At 70.7% G+C, this 14,572-nt stretch carries 14 protein-coding genes; 6 read left to right on the forward strand and 8 right to left on the reverse strand.

Features of this window, described 5'->3' with window-relative positions; genetic code table 11:
- Positions 1-5: 5 nt before the first annotated feature.
- The 3 genes from VHA72_RS00305 to VHA72_RS00315 all read right to left on the reverse strand — a co-directional run bounded on the left by VHA72_RS00305 (position 6) and on the right by VHA72_RS00315 (position 3,938).
- Entirely contained in the window at positions 6-1,073 is a 1,068-nt protein-coding gene (locus VHA72_RS00305) for an ABC transporter substrate-binding protein (RefSeq protein ID WP_325572440.1), read from the reverse strand.
- A gap of 31 nt (positions 1,074-1,104) precedes the next feature.
- Positions 1,105-2,463, reverse strand: a complete 1,359-nt coding sequence (locus tag VHA72_RS00310; protein WP_325572442.1) for an LLM class flavin-dependent oxidoreductase — start codon at positions 2,461-2,463, stop codon at positions 1,105-1,107.
- Between the two features lie 224 nt (positions 2,464-2,687).
- Entirely contained in the window at positions 2,688-3,938 is a 1,251-nt protein-coding gene (locus tag VHA72_RS00315) for an ROK family protein (protein WP_325572444.1), read from the reverse strand.
- Between the two features lie 83 nt (positions 3,939-4,021).
- On the opposite strand from VHA72_RS00315, the gene mgrA reads away from it, so the two are divergent.
- On the forward strand, positions 4,022-5,071 hold the full coding sequence (gene mgrA / locus VHA72_RS00320; protein WP_325572446.1) for an L-glyceraldehyde 3-phosphate reductase: 1,050 nt from the start codon (positions 4,022-4,024) through the stop codon (positions 5,069-5,071).
- A gap of 54 nt (positions 5,072-5,125) precedes the next feature.
- Here mgrA and VHA72_RS00325 read toward each other — a convergent pair whose 3' ends face one another.
- Positions 5,126-5,572, reverse strand: coding sequence for a DUF805 domain-containing protein (locus tag VHA72_RS00325; protein ID WP_325572447.1), 447 nt, complete (start codon positions 5,570-5,572; stop codon positions 5,126-5,128).
- A 132-nt stretch (positions 5,573-5,704) separates the two neighbouring features.
- Between VHA72_RS00325 and VHA72_RS00330 the strand changes: the two genes are divergently transcribed.
- Positions 5,705-6,370, forward strand: a complete 666-nt coding sequence (locus VHA72_RS00330; protein WP_325572448.1) for a response regulator transcription factor — start codon at positions 5,705-5,707, stop codon at positions 6,368-6,370.
- A 20-nt stretch (positions 6,371-6,390) separates the two neighbouring features.
- The gene (locus VHA72_RS00335; RefSeq protein ID WP_325572449.1) at positions 6,391-7,719 is read left to right on the forward strand and encodes a sensor histidine kinase; all 1,329 of its coding nucleotides are present in this window, start codon (positions 6,391-6,393) and stop codon (positions 7,717-7,719) included.
- On the opposite strand, the gene VHA72_RS00340 is transcribed toward VHA72_RS00335, so the two are convergent.
- Complete coding sequence (locus VHA72_RS00340) at positions 7,600-8,514, reverse strand: COG4705 family protein (protein WP_325572450.1); 915 nt, start codon at positions 8,512-8,514, stop codon at positions 7,600-7,602. The two genes, VHA72_RS00335 and VHA72_RS00340, sit on opposite strands and share 120 nt — an antisense overlap.
- 84 nt (positions 8,515-8,598) lie before the next feature.
- On the opposite strand from VHA72_RS00340, the gene VHA72_RS00345 reads away from it, so the two are divergent.
- Positions 8,599-9,273 (forward strand): matrixin family metalloprotease, encoded by a 675-nt coding sequence (locus VHA72_RS00345; protein ID WP_325572451.1) that lies wholly within the window; start codon positions 8,599-8,601, stop codon positions 9,271-9,273.
- Between the two features lie 62 nt (positions 9,274-9,335).
- Here VHA72_RS00345 and VHA72_RS00350 read toward each other — a convergent pair whose 3' ends face one another.
- From VHA72_RS00350 to VHA72_RS00360, 3 genes are all read right to left on the reverse strand, one after another.
- Complete coding sequence (locus VHA72_RS00350) at positions 9,336-11,168, reverse strand: phosphoenolpyruvate carboxykinase (GTP) (protein WP_325572452.1); 1,833 nt, start codon at positions 11,166-11,168, stop codon at positions 9,336-9,338.
- Between the two features lie 356 nt (positions 11,169-11,524).
- The gene (locus tag VHA72_RS00355) at positions 11,525-12,901 is read right to left on the reverse strand and encodes an MFS transporter (protein WP_325572453.1); all 1,377 of its coding nucleotides are present in this window, start codon (positions 12,899-12,901) and stop codon (positions 11,525-11,527) included.
- 30 nt (positions 12,902-12,931) lie between these two features.
- Positions 12,932-13,285 carry an arsenate reductase family protein gene (locus VHA72_RS00360; RefSeq protein WP_325572454.1) on the reverse strand — a complete coding sequence of 118 codons (354 nt, stop codon included), beginning with the start codon at positions 13,283-13,285 and terminating at the stop codon, positions 12,932-12,934.
- A 45-nt stretch (positions 13,286-13,330) separates the two neighbouring features.
- On the opposite strand from VHA72_RS00360, the gene VHA72_RS00365 reads away from it, so the two are divergent.
- Together VHA72_RS00365 and VHA72_RS00370 are read left to right on the forward strand one after the other, a co-directional pair.
- On the forward strand, positions 13,331-14,173 hold the full coding sequence (locus VHA72_RS00365) for an LLM class F420-dependent oxidoreductase (protein ID WP_325572455.1): 843 nt from the start codon (positions 13,331-13,333) through the stop codon (positions 14,171-14,173).
- 58 nt (positions 14,174-14,231) lie between these two features.
- Positions 14,232-14,572, forward strand: a 341-nt coding sequence (locus tag VHA72_RS00370) for a cytochrome ubiquinol oxidase subunit I (RefSeq protein ID WP_325572456.1), incomplete at its 3' end; no start/stop codon positions are given.

Genomic DNA, 14,572 nt, shown 5'->3' on the forward strand with positions numbered 1-14,572 from the left:
GGCCCTCACCCCGCCGTCTTCGCGTAGCTGTTGAACTCGTTGGTGTAGAGATCCGAGGACGACGGCACCGTCTTCACCGAGCCGGTGGTGACCAGCCAGTTCTTCCAGAGGTCGAAGTCCTTGTCGGTGATCACGCCGTACTTCGAGGGGACGCCCGAGCTGAGCCAGTACTTGATGCTGGTGGTGTTCTCGTTGGCCCGGTGGCGGTCGTCGATGATCTTGGTGAACTCGTCGAGCACCTGCTGGCGGGGCGTCGTGTTCTCCCACTCGATCGCCTTCGCGACACCGGTGGTGAAGGCCCGGACGGCGGCCGGGTTCTTCTTGATGAAGTCGGTCCGGAAGACGTACTGGCCGCCGTCGAACGGGCCGCCGTACTGCTGGGTCTCGGTCCACAGCGGGTGCAGGCCGCCGTGCGCGACGGCGAGCTGCTGGAACTGGCCGGAGAGCGCCGCCACGTCGATCTGGTGGTGGCGCAGCGCGTCCTCGGTGTTCGGCGGCGGCAGCGTCACCAACTCGACCTTCTTGATGTCGGCCTCGGAGAGCCCCGCCGCGTGCAGGTAGTTGAAGACGTCGGCCTCGTTCTGACCGCCGAGGGTGTTGACGCCGATCTTCTTCCCGATCAGGTCCCGGGGGCTCTTGATCGGGCTGCCGTCGAGCACGTAGTAGCCGCCGAAGGACTTCGCGTCGGCACCGTAGTAGTTGATCACGGCCTTGATCGGCGCGCCGGAGCTGACCAGCTTCTCCACGGCCCCGCCGAAGGCGCCGCCGAAGTCGGTCTGGCCGGTGGCGGCGGACTGGATGTCCTGCGGGCCGCTGATCGTGTTGCCGACCCAGTCGAGCTTGATCTTGCCGTCGAAGTAGCCGAGCGCCTCGGCGAGCTCGGGCAGGGTCACCTGGTCGTTCCAGCCCTGGTAGCGCAGCGTCGTGAGGCCGTCGCTGGTGGTGGCCCCCGAGGAGGCGGCGCAACCGGTGACGGCCACCGATGCGGCGACGGTGAGGACGGCGAGCGCGGCGCGAGCGCGGGTCAGGCCGCGCGGCCGGCGGAGGCGGCCGGTCGTGGAGGGTCGGTTCACGGGTCTTTCCTTCGGTTCAGGGGAGAGCGGGTCACTTGCCGGCGGCGAGCGGGAGGCCGGTGCTGTAGAGGCTTTCGGGGCGGGGCAGCCCGTAGTGGTCGCGCAGCGTCGCGCCGGTGTATTCGGTACGGAACAGGCCGCGGTCCTGCAGGATCGGGACGACCTGGGAGACGAAGGCGTCGAGGAGCTGCGGGTAGAGCGGCGGCATCACGTTGAACCCGTCCGCGGCTCCGTTCTCGAACCACTCCTGGATGGTGTCGGCGATCTGCACCGGCGTGCCGTGGACGACGTTGTGGCCGCGGCCGCCGGCGAGGCGGTGCAGCAGCTCGCGCAGCGTCGGGCGGTCCCGCTCGACGATGTTGGCCACCACCTGCTTGCGGCTGCGGCTGTTGTCGAGCACACTGCCGGCGCCGCCGAAGACCTCCAGCGGGACCTCCTCGTCGAGTTCGAGGTGGCGCAGGGACACGCCGGCGAACTTCTCCAGCTGGGTGAGCCCGAAGGCCGGGACGGTCAGGCCGTTGAAGTACTCGTAGAGCTCCTTCGCCTCCCGGGGCGTGTCGGCGATGAACGGGCTGATGCCGGGCAGGACGAGCACATGGTCCGGGTTGCGACCGAAGCTGCGGGCCCGCGCCTTGATGTCGCCGTAGAACGCCTGTGCGTCGGCCAGCGTCTGGTGGGCGGTGAAGATCGCCTCGGCGTTGCGGGCGGCGAAGGCGCGGCCCTCGTTCGACGAACCGGCCTGCACGTAGACCGGCCGGCCCTGCGGCGTCCGGGGCGTGTTGAACGGCCCCTTCACCTTCAGGTGCCGGCCGACGTGGTCGATGGCGTGCACCTTGGCGGTGTCGAGGTAGTCTCCGGACGCCCGGTCGGCGACCACCGCGTCGTCCTCCCAGCTGTCCCACAGCTTGGTGACGACGTCGATGAACTCCTGGGCGCGGCCGTACCGCTCCTCGTTGCTCGGCACCTCGTCCAGGCCGAAGTTGTGGGCGGCATCCTCGCTGAACGTCGTCACGATGTTCCAGCCGGCCCGACCGCCGGAGATCCGGTCGAGGCTGGCGAAGAGACGGGCGAGGTTGTACGGCTCGTAGAACGTGGTCGAGGCCGTGGAGATCAGGCCGATCCGCTCGGTGGCCGTCGCGATCGCGGTCAGCAGCGTGATCGGCTCGAACTGGATGCTGGGCCGGTGCCCGGTGCCGTACCAGGCCGGGCCGTCGGCAAGGAAGACCGCGTCGAGCTTGGCCTCCTCGGCCTTGCGGGCGATCTCCTGGTAGAAGGCGATGTCGTCGATGCGGTCCAGGGCGCTCTCCGGGTGGCGCCACGAGGCCTCGTGGTGGCCGGTGTCGTGCAGGAACGCGTTCAGGCTCAGTTGACGATGCGGGTGCTGGGTCACGGTGGGACTCCTCAGGGCAGGTGATGGCTAGGGCAGCGACGGGCCTCACCGGGGCATGGCGAGCCGCCCGGCGTGGATGCTGCTAGGGAAGGGGCAGGGGTACGCCGCGCGGGCGTCACCGACAGCGACAACGACAACGACGGGGGAAGGTCGGCGCGTTCATGAAACTAGAGTAACTCGCTAGGATTACGAGTCAACAATGCTCCGCCATAAAATAAGTGCGGCTACGACGCGGTCGAGAGCGGCGCCATGACGGCGAGCGGCGCGGCGAAGACTCGGTCCAGCAGGACGGAGGCACCGGCCACCGAGAGCACGCTGGCGAAGCTGGACGGCACCACGACGGCGCTCGGGTCGCCGACGATCTCGGAGCGAGCCTCGACCTCGGCGAACAGCGCCTCGCGCGCCGTCGGCACCCGCATGAAGCCGTGCTCCATCACGGTGAGCACCTCCGGGTTGAACAGGTCGACCAGCGCGGCGGCCGCCCGACCGACCACGCGGGCACGCTCGACGAAGAGCTCGACCACCCGATCGTCGTCGGCCATCCCGGCGAGCTCGTCGACGTAGCGCGCCCGGACCCCCAGGTCGGCGGCCCGGCGCAGCAGCAGCCGCTCGGAGACGGCGGCCTGGAAGCAGCTGCGCCGACCGCACGCGCACGGGTCGGCGGCGTCGGACGCGACGTCGACCGGCAGGTGGGCCAGATTGCCCGCCGCCGACCTGCGGCCCTGGTGGACCCGGCCGCGGAAGGAGAACGCGGCGTCGACCACGTTGCCGACGAAGAGATGCACGATGCTCTCTCGCGCCCGGGCCGCGTGAGCGCCGAAGAGCTGCTCGGCGCGCACCAGCGCCCGGCCATGGTTCTCGACGTACGCCGGCAGACCGGTCGCCCCGGTCAGCAGCTCCCGCAGCGGTACGTCACGCCACCCCAGCAGCGCGTTCTCGACGACGACCCCGGCATCGGCGTCGACCCAGCCGCCGATGGCGACACCGAGACCGAGGATGCGCCGGCCGTGGCACTCCTCCCGCAGGTCGCGAACCTGCCTCGCCACCTGCGCCACCGCGCCCTCGGGGCTCGGCCGCTCGTAGGGCAGCGCGCGCTCGACGAGCACCCGGCCACGCAGGTCCACCACCGCGACCGTCGCCTTGAGGACCGCGAAGTGCACGGCGAGCACGGCGAGGCTCTCGGTCTCCAGGTCGAGCGGGACGTGCGGGCGGCCGAAACCCGGCGGCCCGGCCGCCTCGGGCACCTCACGCAGGAGGCCCAGACCCACGAGGATGCGGGCCACGCCGGTCACCGATGTGGTGGAGATCCCGGTCAGCCGGGCGAGGTTGCTGCGGGCGACCGGGCCGTGGTCGAGGACGGCGCGCAGCAGCGGGCCGCTGGCGTCGGCCGCACGGCGGGCCGGCCGGCGGTCGGGCAGGTCGACGCGCCGGGTGGTGGATGACGGGCGGGGCTGACCCTCGATTAACCGCACCATTCATAGAGACTAACAACGGATAATGGCCCGACCAGTGGATGTCCGCCGAGCGGTCGGCCGTCGGTCAGATGGAGAATGTGCCCATGACCTACGCCCCCGACCCCGATCGCTACGACGGCCGGATGCCCTACCGGCGCACCGGCCGCAGCGGCCTCGCCCTGCCCGCGCTGAGCCTCGGCCTGTGGCACAACTTCGGCGACGACGTGCCGTTCGCCCGGCAGGCGGCCATCCTCGAGGCCGCGTTCGACACGGGGATCACGCACTTCGACCTGGCCAACAACTACGGCCCGCCCTACGGCTCGGCGGAGGTCAACTTCGGCCGCCACCTGCGCGGCTCCTTCGCCGGGCTGCGCGACGAGCTGGTCATCTCGACCAAGGCCGGCTGGGACATGTGGCCGGGTCCGTACGGCCAGATCGGCGGCTCCCGCAAGTACCTGGTCGCCTCGCTCGACCAGTCCCTTCAGCGCCTCGGCCTGGAGTACGTCGACATCTTCTACCACCACCGCCCTGACCCAAAGACGCCGCTGGAGGAGACCATGGGCGCCCTGGACGCGATCGTGCGTTCGGGCAAGGCGCTCTACGTGGGGATCTCCTCGTACTCCCCCGAGCTGACCCGCGCCGCCGCCGCGATCCTGGCCGAGCTGGGCACGCCGCTGCTGATCCACCAGCCGTCGTACTCGATGCTCAACCGGTGGATCGAGACCGACGGGCTGCTGGACACGCTGGCGGAGGTCGGGGCCGGCTGCATCGCGTTCAGCCCGCTGGGGCAGGGGATGCTGACCTCGAAGTACCTGAACGGCATCCCGTCCGGCTCCCGCGCCAGCCAGGGCAAGTCGCTGTCGACCGACCTGCTGACCGAGGACGCGATCACCCACATCCGTGCGCTCAATACGATGGCCGAGAGCCGGGGTCAGACGCTGGCGCAGATGGCGCTCGCCTGGGCACTGCGCGATCCCCGGATGACGTCGCTGGTCATCGGCGCCTCCTCCCCCGAGCAGGTCCGCGACTCCGCCGGCGCACTCGCCCGTCTCGACTTCACCGAGGACGAGCTGGCCACCATCGACCGCCACGCCGTCGACACCGGGATCGATCTGTGGAAGCAGGCCCGGGACTCGACCGGCCTGCGGATCTGACCTCGTTTGGGGTCGGTCGCATTTCGGGGTAGCCGCTGGGCCAGGTCGCCCCACTCAGTTGTCGAAGCGCACACCCTCGGGCTTGGAGTCGGTGCAGTACCAGATCAGCAGGATGATCCAGCCGACGATCGGGATGAGCGCGATCAGCAGCCACCAGGCGCTGCGGTTGACGTCGTGCAGGCGGCGGAACGCCAGCGCCAGCGAGGGCACGATCGTGCCCAGCGCCCACAGCAGCGACAGCAGCGCGAAGCCCCGGCTGGCGTACTGCAGGGCGTCCAGGACGATGCCGACCAGGAAGGAGAACAGCGCGTACCACCAGTACTCCGACCGGCTGGCCCGGCCCTTGAAGACGGCGTACTTCTTGAAGAAGCGCCCAATGGCCTCGCCGAAGGAGGCGCCGCGCTTGGGCAGGAAGAGCGGGTCGTCGTTCGGCGGCGGCGTCGGGGCGCCGTAGGGATTGTTGTACGGCGGCGGCGTGGTCGGATACGGCTCGTACGACATGGCGGACCTCCAGTCCCGGGACTCTCCCAAGCACACCATGCCAGAACCGCGGCGCGATGTCGGTCACGGTCGGTCAGGTTCTCTCAGTATCGACGTCAGGTTGCTATCAGGCGACAGGCGCACACTGGGTCCATGGCACGAGTGGGACTGTGTGAGGACGACCCCGCGATCCGGCGGATCGTCACCGAAGCGCTGCGGCTGAGCGGGCACCAGACGATCGCCGCGCACGACGGCGCCGAGGCGATCCGGCTCTTCCGCGAGGACGACGAGATCGACGTGCTCATCCTCGACATCGGCCTGCCCGACGCCGACGGCCGCGACGTCTGCCAGGCCCTGCGCAGCGGCGGCCAGGTGGCGCCGGTGCTGTTCCTGACCGCGCTCGGCCAGCTGCACGAGAAGGTGGCCGGCTTCGCCGCCGGCGCGGACGACTACCTGACCAAGCCGTTCGACGTGAAGGAGCTGGTCGCCCGCATCGAGGCGCTCTCCCGCCGCGGTCGCTTCGTGCTGCCCCGTCAGCGCGGTGACTTGGTGCTGGACCCGGCCCGGCACGCGGTGGTCTGCGAGGACCGCGAGATGCTGCTGACGCCGACCGAGTTCCGGATGCTGGCCGCCATCACCAGCCGCCCCGGCGAGGTGGTCCGGCGCCGCGCGGTCGTCGCGGCCGCCTGGCCCGACGGCGCCATCGTCAGCGAGAACACCATCGACTCCTACGCCGCCCGGCTGCGGCGCAAGCTGCACCAGGTCGGCTCGCCGGTCGAGCTGCGCACGGTGCGCGGCGTCGGCTTCACCCTCAAGTAGCGCTGAAGTAGCGTCCAGGCGTGCTCCGCCTGCGGCCGACCGGCTTCCGCACCCAGATCGTCGCCTCGACGGTCGTGCTGATGGCCGTCGTGATGGTGGTGCTCACCGCCGGCACCCAGGCGGTGCTGGAGTGGAACACCCGTAAGGACGTGCAGCGCGCGCTGGGCGAGAAGGCCAGCGCCGTACTCCAGATCGCGCATGCCACCTCGGGCCGCCTCGACCAGCGCTCGTGGGACGTCCTCGAGCCCGCCACCAGGATGTACGACGGCGAGGGCGACCCACTCGGCGGCTCGGTCGAGCATGCGGTCGCCAAGCAGGCCGACGCGCTGGCCCTCAAGGCCCGCCAGACCGGTCGACAGCAGGACGCCGAGGCGCGCGACAACCTCAACCTGCGGGCGGTTCCGTTCACCACCCGGGCCGGCGAGCTGGGCGTCTTCGTGGTCACGGTCAACTCCGAGCCCTACGAGCGCACCGAGCTCGAGGCGCTGATCGCGATGGTGATCCTGGGCCTGCTGGTGGTCGGGGTGGCTGGTGGCATCGCCTGGCGCGTCACCCGCCAGGCGCTGGAGCCGGTCGCCCAGATGGCCGAGCGCGCCGCGGACTGGTCCGAGCACGACCTGACGCACCGCTTCGCGCTCGGGCCGCCGGACAACGAACTGAGCAAGCTCGGCGAGACCCTCGACCACCTGCTCGACCGGGTCGCCGAGGCGATCCGGTCCGAGCAGCGGCTCACCTCCGAGCTGGCCCACGAGCTACGTACGCCGCTGACCGCGATCCAGGGCTCGGCCGACCTGGCGCTGTTGCGCGGAGTAGGCGACCAGGAGGTCCGGGAGGACCTGGAGACGATCTCGGCGGCCGCACGGCGGATGACCGAGGCGATCTCGGCGCTGCTCGACCTGGCCCGCTCCACCCGTGGCGGCCGCCAGGCCGTCACGACGGCGCGCGAGGTGGTCGCGGCGGTCGCCCCGCTGGTGCCGGATGGGCTGACCCTGGTCGACGAGGCGTCGGCGCTGACGACGGCGATCGCGGCGCCGGCGGACCTGGTGGTGCGCGCGCTGTCCCCGATCGTGGAGAACGCCGTCCGGCATGCCGAGACCCGGGTCGTGGTGCGCGCCCGGGCCGAGGGTGCCGAGGTCGTCGTCGAGGTCGGAGACGACGGCCCGGGGGTGGCGCCCGACGTACGCGACGTGGTCTTCGAGCCGGGCCTGTCCGGCTCGGGCGGGACCGGCCTAGGTCTCGGCATCTCCCGCCGCGTGGCGCGGTCGCTGGGCGGGAATGTCGAGGTGGCCGAGCCGACCGCCGGCGGCGAGCGCGGCGCCACCTTCCGGCTCCGGCTCCCCCGCCGCTGAGACGGCGCCGATCAGCTCGTCGGGCAGGTCGTGGGCCACCGCGTGATGGCCCTCCTCGTCGTGGTGAGTCAGGGCCAGGTAGGCCACCAGCCCGGCGAAGGCGAGCAGCCCCAGCGCGGAGACGACGCCGGTCGTCCAGCCCAGCCCGCCGTGCCGCTGGCTGACCGCCAGCCCGTCGGCGACGCTGGCTCCCAGCGGCCGGGTCAGGGAGTACGCCGCCCAGAAGCAGCCGACCGCCCCCGCCCCCAGTCGCCATGCCGCGAGCGGCACCAGGATGAGGCCGCCGAAGAGCACCACCGACCACCAGTAGCCCAGGTGCAGGTTGGTGGCAGTGGTGTCACCGAGCGCGGTGCCCAGGCCGAAGGTGAGCAGCACGGTGCCCCAGTAGAACCGCTCGCGCCGGGCGGTGGTGATCGAGTGCACCGACAGGGTTCCCTCGCTGCGCCGCCACCAGGTCAGCAACCCGATCAGCAGGACCAGGTAGATCGCCGCGTCCACGTAGTAGGGAGAGCCGAGGGCGACATGCGGCCCGTCGGCGATCATCGTGCCGAACACCGCGACCATCAGCACGGTGACCCAGTAGCGCACCGGGTGATAGGTCGTGGCGCGTAGCTGCCACCACAGCGCCGCGAAGAACCCGCCAACGCCGATCACGCCCGCCGCCGCGACGTTCCAGGTGCCGAGGAAGTCCGAGGCGGTCTCGCCGATCCCGGTGGTCAGCAGCTTGACCACCCAGAAGATCACGAAGACCTCCGGCACCTTCGGCGCGGGGAAGACACGGGTTGGACTCGTCATGGCCGCGACGGTAGGGAGGGGCCGCTGAATCCGACCTGATTGCTCAACCGGCGACCACACCGGCCGAATCCCCGGGTGATCCCGATGAAGAAGCTCGTCACCGTCCTCCTCGTCGCCGCGGTCCTGATCGGCACCGCGGCGCTGCCCGCGCGCGCCGCCGCGTCACGGGCCGAGGCGACGCAGTGGAGCCTCGAGGACCCGTCGTTCCCGTTCCGCTGGAACCCCTGCGCGCCGATCCCCTACCGGGTCAACCTCGGCGGCACGTCGCGCCGCAACCTCCACGTGGTCGAGCGGGCGATCAAGCAGGTCGCCCGCGCCACCGGCTTCACGTTCGTGTACGCCGGCAGCACCCGCAGCGTGCCGTTCGCCCGCGGCCGCTCCGCCGCCCGGCAGATCCCCGGCCAGGGCCTCGTCATCGCCTGGACCACGCCGCGCCGGGTGCCGGCACTGGCTGGCGACGTGGTCGGCATCGGTGGACCGGGGGCGTCGTACCACCGCGACCAGACCGGGTGGGAGATCACCAGCGCCGGGGTCGCGATCGACAGGGCGGCCGCCGCCCACCTGCCTCGCGGGATGGTCGACGGCCCCAGCCTGATGAGCCTGCTGCTGCACGAGCTGGGCCACGCCATGGGGCTGGGCCACGTGGCCTCCAAGAGCGAGGTCATGCACGAGGGCCTCGGCCCGTGGTCGCGACCGCACTACGGTCCTGGTGACCTGGCCGGTCTGGCCGCGCTGGGCGCTGCCCGCGGCTGCTTCTGACCGGCGAAGGCCGGGCGCCCCGGCTGCCGAAGCAACCGGGGCGCCTCACGTTGGGTGCGTGATCAGGCCTCGTCGAGCGCCTTGGCGACCCGGCGGTGGGCCTCCCAGATCTCCTCGGGAAGGTTGAACTGGGACAGGTGCTCCTCGCGGAACTTCATCTCCTGACGCCAGCGCTCGACGTCGATGGAGAGCAGCTTCTCCAGGTCGCCGTCGCGGAAGTGCATGCCCTCGAGGTTGAGCTCCTCGGCCTTCGGCAGGACGCCGACCGGGCTCGGGACGCCCTCGACCTCGCCGGCCTGGAACTGGAGCAGCCACAGCAGCGCGCGCACGTTGTCGCGGTAGCCGTTCCACAGGAAGTGGCCGTCCTCCGGGTCCCGCTGGAACCAGTTGACGTGGGCGAAGACCGGCGGCTGCTTGGCCGAGCCGATCACCTTGAGCCAGTGCCGGGCGTAGTCGCCCTCCTCGTAGGCCATGAACGGGCGCATCGACATCGGGTCGTAGCGCAGCTGGCCATCGACGCCCTCTGCCGCGAACGTCGCCTCGGCGCCCAGCGTCAGGCCGTCGTACACGCCCTCGGCGATGTCGGTGATGGCGCGGATCAGCGGCTCGCGGTCACGGGTGCGGCCGCCGAAGATGATCGCGTTGACCACGACACCGGCCGGGTCGTCGAAGTCGGGAGCGGCGTTGGGCACGTTCGAGATCGGCGTGGTGAACCGGCTGTTGGGGTGAGCCCACGGGTCACCCTGCTCGTCGAGGTTGCGGTCGGCGATCCGCTCGCCCTTCCAGTCCAGCCAGCCGTCGAGGTCGTCGGGGTGGTGCTTGGTCTTGCCCTCCCACCACACCTCCTGCGTCTTCTCGTTGTAGGCGACGTTGGTGAAGATGGCGCCGGTGCCCGGCCTGATCGCCTCGACGGCGCCGGGGTTGGTCGCCTCGTTGGTGTCCTTGGCGACGCCGAAGACACCGTTCTCCGGGTTGAAGGCGCGGATCTTGCCCTCGTCGTCGACCCAGAGCCAGGCGATGTCGTCGCCGTAGAAGGTGACCTCGTAGCGGTCGCCGAGAGCGTCGGGCGCCAGCGTCATCGACAGGTTGGTCTTGCCCGAGGCGCTCGGGAAGCCGCCGACGACATGGAACGTCCGCTGCGTCTGCTTGTCCTTGATGCCGAGCAACAGGAACTGCTCGGCCAGGAACTTGCCCGAAGCGCGGCCGTCGTAGCACGCCTGGCGCAGCGCGTGGGCGATCTTGCCGAGCAGCGCGTTGCCGCCGTACGACGAGCCGTAGTGCAGGATCATGCGCTGGTCGGCGACCGTGGCGAACAGCCGCTGGTCGTCGGCCGTGCCCTGGCCCAGGTTCTCCAGGTCGCCGGTGACGTGGACGGCCTTGACGAAGCTGGCCTGATCCTTGAGCTCGTTGATGTACTCCACGCCGACACGAGCCATCCGGATCATCTGCTGGACGACCGGGCGGCAGTCGGTGAGCTCGACGCCGGCGGCGTAGGCCTCCAGCGGGCTGCCCTGCGGCGCCATCAGGTAGGGAATCACGTACATCGTCTTGCCCTTGGAGGCGCCGCGCATCCGCTCGGTGAGCGTGGCCACCGTCTCCTCAGCCGGACGCCAGTTGTTGTACGTGCCCTTGTCCCGGGGGTCGGAGGTGGCCACCACGGTGCGCTCCTCCGAGCGCGCGGTGTCCTTGTGGAAGGAGCGGCTGTAGTAGCGCCCGCCGGTCACCGGGAGCAGCTCACCCGCCTCGAGCGACTCCTTGAGGAGGCGCTCGTCGTCGGCCGCGCTGACTACCTCGATCCGGTCGGCCCCGGTGATCTCCGCCCACTCCGCGACGTATGCCCGGACGTAGGGATTGGTGAGACCCGCCTCGTCGAGAACCTTGTCAACGTCAACCATTCCGCAACCCTTCTGCATGACAGATGCTGGCACGGTACCGGACCCCGACGGGCTCCAGAGCGTGCGGCCGTACCTCAGCATGAGTCGTCCGTCACGCTCCCCACCAATGGATCGTTCCAACGGGATGGGGGTGCATTTCGAGGGCAAAAGCCGGTACGTCGAGAGCGTTTGTGGACCGCGACGACGGCCGGCGGCATGGGCCGAAATGGGGCCACGTCCGGGACGCGGCTCATGTGGGGTATGGGGACAGCCGCGGTCCGGACGTGGAAGCCGGAGCGAACGTCTCGGGTCGCTCGCTCCGGCAAGACCGATCATGGCGCACCGCGGGGGAGAAATCCGGCGAATCGCCCGACTTTTTACCCGGAGACTCCGGCGGCCTCCTCGACCGCCGCCGAGTCGACCGTTCCGACCCGGCCCAGCGACCTGTCGACCAGCGTCAACGCGAGGAAGACCGCCGCCACCAGGAGCATGAAGATCGCCAGGTGGTGCATGCCCGAGGTGGTGGCGCGAGCACCGAAGAAGATGCCGTTACCGGTCGAGGCGGCGATGGCGCCCAGGTACATGAACGTGCGCAGCAGGCCCGCCGAGGAGCCCATCCGGGCCGGGTCGGCCTGGTAGTAGAGCGCGTTCTGGTTGCCCAGGTTGACCAGGCCCTGTGGGATGCCGGTCAGCAGCGCGATCGCGACGAGCATCCAGATCGCGGTGTGCGGGTGCAGCAGGAGCAGCAGCACGCAGACCAGCACCTGGGTGATCGCGCCGACGGTGATCTTGCCCTTGATCTCGGGCCGTCGGCCGGTCAGGGAGGAGACCAGCAACCCGGTCGCGAACGTCGGCAGCAGCACCAGGCCCGCCACCGAGGCGGACAGCCCGCGGCCCTCCTCCATCCACTGGGTGAAGCCGTACATGAAGGCGTAGGAGACGGTCGAGGCGGCGAAGCTGCGCACGTACGTCGCCACCAGCGGTGCATTGCCTACCAGCACCCGTACGTCGACGAACGGGTCGTCCCGCCGGCACTCCCACCACACGAACGCCGCCCCGGCGACCGCGGTGATGGCCAGCAGCCACAGCAGCGACGTACGCGCCTCCATCAGGTAGAGCAGCAGCGACACCAGGCCGACGACGAAGAGCAGGATGCCGGGGTAGTCGATCCGCGGCCGGGCGCCGGTCGCGGTGCGCGGCAGGAACCGGTGACCCAGGACGAAGCTGAGCAGGCCGAGCGGCACGTTGATCGCCAGCGTCGCGCGCCAGCCGCCGACGTCGATGAGCAGCCCGCCGAGGGTCGGGCCCACGACGGCGACCGTCTGGGTGCTCACGGTCAGTGCGGTCAGGACGCCGGCCGGGCTCCGCAGCCCGGTGCGCTCGGACTCGCTGCGGATCAGGTACATCGCCGCCGGGTAGCCGGCACAGGTGCCGAAGCCGAGGACCACTCGCGCCCCGACCAGCACCCACAGGTTCGGTGCCAGCGTGCCGAGGACGCCGGCCGCGGCGGTCAGGACGGCGCCGACCAGGAACAGCCGCCGCGGACCGAAGGAGTCGACCAGCCGCCCGACCAGCGGCTGGCCGATGGAGGTGGCCAGGTAGAGCGCGGAGACCAGCCAGGCGGTCTGACTGGTCGGCGCCCCGAACGCGGCTCCGATCGGCGCGAGCGCGACGGCGATGATCGAGGAGTTGATCGGGTTCAGGACGGCGCCGACCATCATCGGCGCCAGCAGCCGTCTGTCGAAGCTCTCCATCGATCATCAGTTTACCCTGATAATCAGGACTCAGAGCACGGAACGGACCGCCTCGTCGCTGCGACCCACCACGGCGGTGCCGTCGTCGGCGGTGATGATCGGCCGCTGGATGAGCCGCGGATGCCCCGCCAGCGCCTCGATCCACCGGTCGCGGCTGGCGCCGTCGCGTGGCCAGTCCGCGAGGCCGAGGTCCTTGGCGTCCTGCTCGGCGGTACGAGTGATGTCCCACGGCTCCAGCCCGAGCCGGTCGAGCACGGCCGCGATCTCCGCGGCGGTCGGCGGGTCCTCGAGGTAGCGACGCACGGTGTACGACGCGCCCTCCGCGTCCAGGATGCTCAGCGCGGTCCGGCACTTGCTGCAAGCGGGATTGATCCAGATCTCCATGGTGCTGTCATGATGCCGCACTAGAACACGTTCTAGAATAGGTCCATGCGCAACGGCCTGGTCCTGTTCACCTCCGATCGCGGCATCACTCCGGCCGAGCTGGCCCGGGCGGCCGAGGAGCGTGGCTTCGACACCTTCTACGTTCCCGAGCACACCCACATCCCGGTACGCCGCGAGGCGCCGCACCCGACCGGTGGGGCCGATCTGCCCGACGACAGGTACCTGCGCACCCTCGATCCCTGGGTCTCCCTGGCCACCTGCGCGGCGGTGACCTCCCGGATCCGGCTGGCCACCGCGGTGGCGCTGCCGGTGGAGTCGGACCCGATCACGCTGGCCAAGACGCTGGCCACCCTCGACCACCTCTCCGGTGGCCGGGTGACCCTCGGCGTCGGGTTCGGCTGGAACACCGACGAGTTGGCCGACCACCACGTGCCCGGCCACCGGCGCCGTACCGCGCTGCGGGAGTACCTGGAGGCGATGTGCGCGCTGTGGACCCAGGAGGAGGCGGCCTACCAGGGGGAGTTCGTCTCCTTCGGGCCCTCCTGGGCCTACCCCAAGCCGCCGCAGGGCCGGATCCCGGTCCTCGTCGGCGCCGGTGGCGGACCGCAGACCCTGCGCTGGATCGCCCGGCACGCCGACGGCTGGATGACCACGCCCACCGAGACCGGCATCGGCGAGAAGGCCAAGCGGCTTCAGGCCGAGTGGGAGGCGGCCGGTCGGGACGGCAGGCCCGACCTGCGCATCCTGGTCGCCAGGCGGCCCACCCCCGACGACCTCGCCGAATGGGCCGTGGCCGACGAGCTGATCTGGGGCGTGCCCGACACCGAACCCGCCGCCGTACTCGCCCATCTGGACAAGCTCGCGGCACGGCTCGGACTGGTGCCATAGGTGCGCTGAGGACTCCGCGGGGTACCGAGGACTCACCGATCGAAGCTGGGAGTCGAGCGTGCTGACATTGGTCGCGGAGCCGGCCGGGCTGCTGCCCGCGCGCGAGCAGATGGCCCTCTCACTGGGCTGGCACATCATCCTGGCCGCCTTCGGCGTCGCCTTTCCGGCGATGATCTTCGTGGTGCACCGTCGCGGCCTGCGTGGGGACGAGACCGCGCTGCGACTGGCGAAGCGCTGGTCGAAGGTGGCCGCCGTGCTGTTCGCCATCGGCGCCGTCTCCGGCACGGTGCTCAGCTTCGAGATGGGGCTGCTGTGGCCGGGATTGATGGGCCGCTTCGGCGATGTCCTCGGGCTGCCGTTCGCGTTCGAGGGCCTGTCGTTCTTCACCGAAGCGATCTT

Source organism: Nocardioides sp., assembly GCF_035547795.1.
Lineage (GTDB): Bacteria > Actinomycetota > Actinomycetes > Propionibacteriales > Nocardioidaceae > Nocardioides.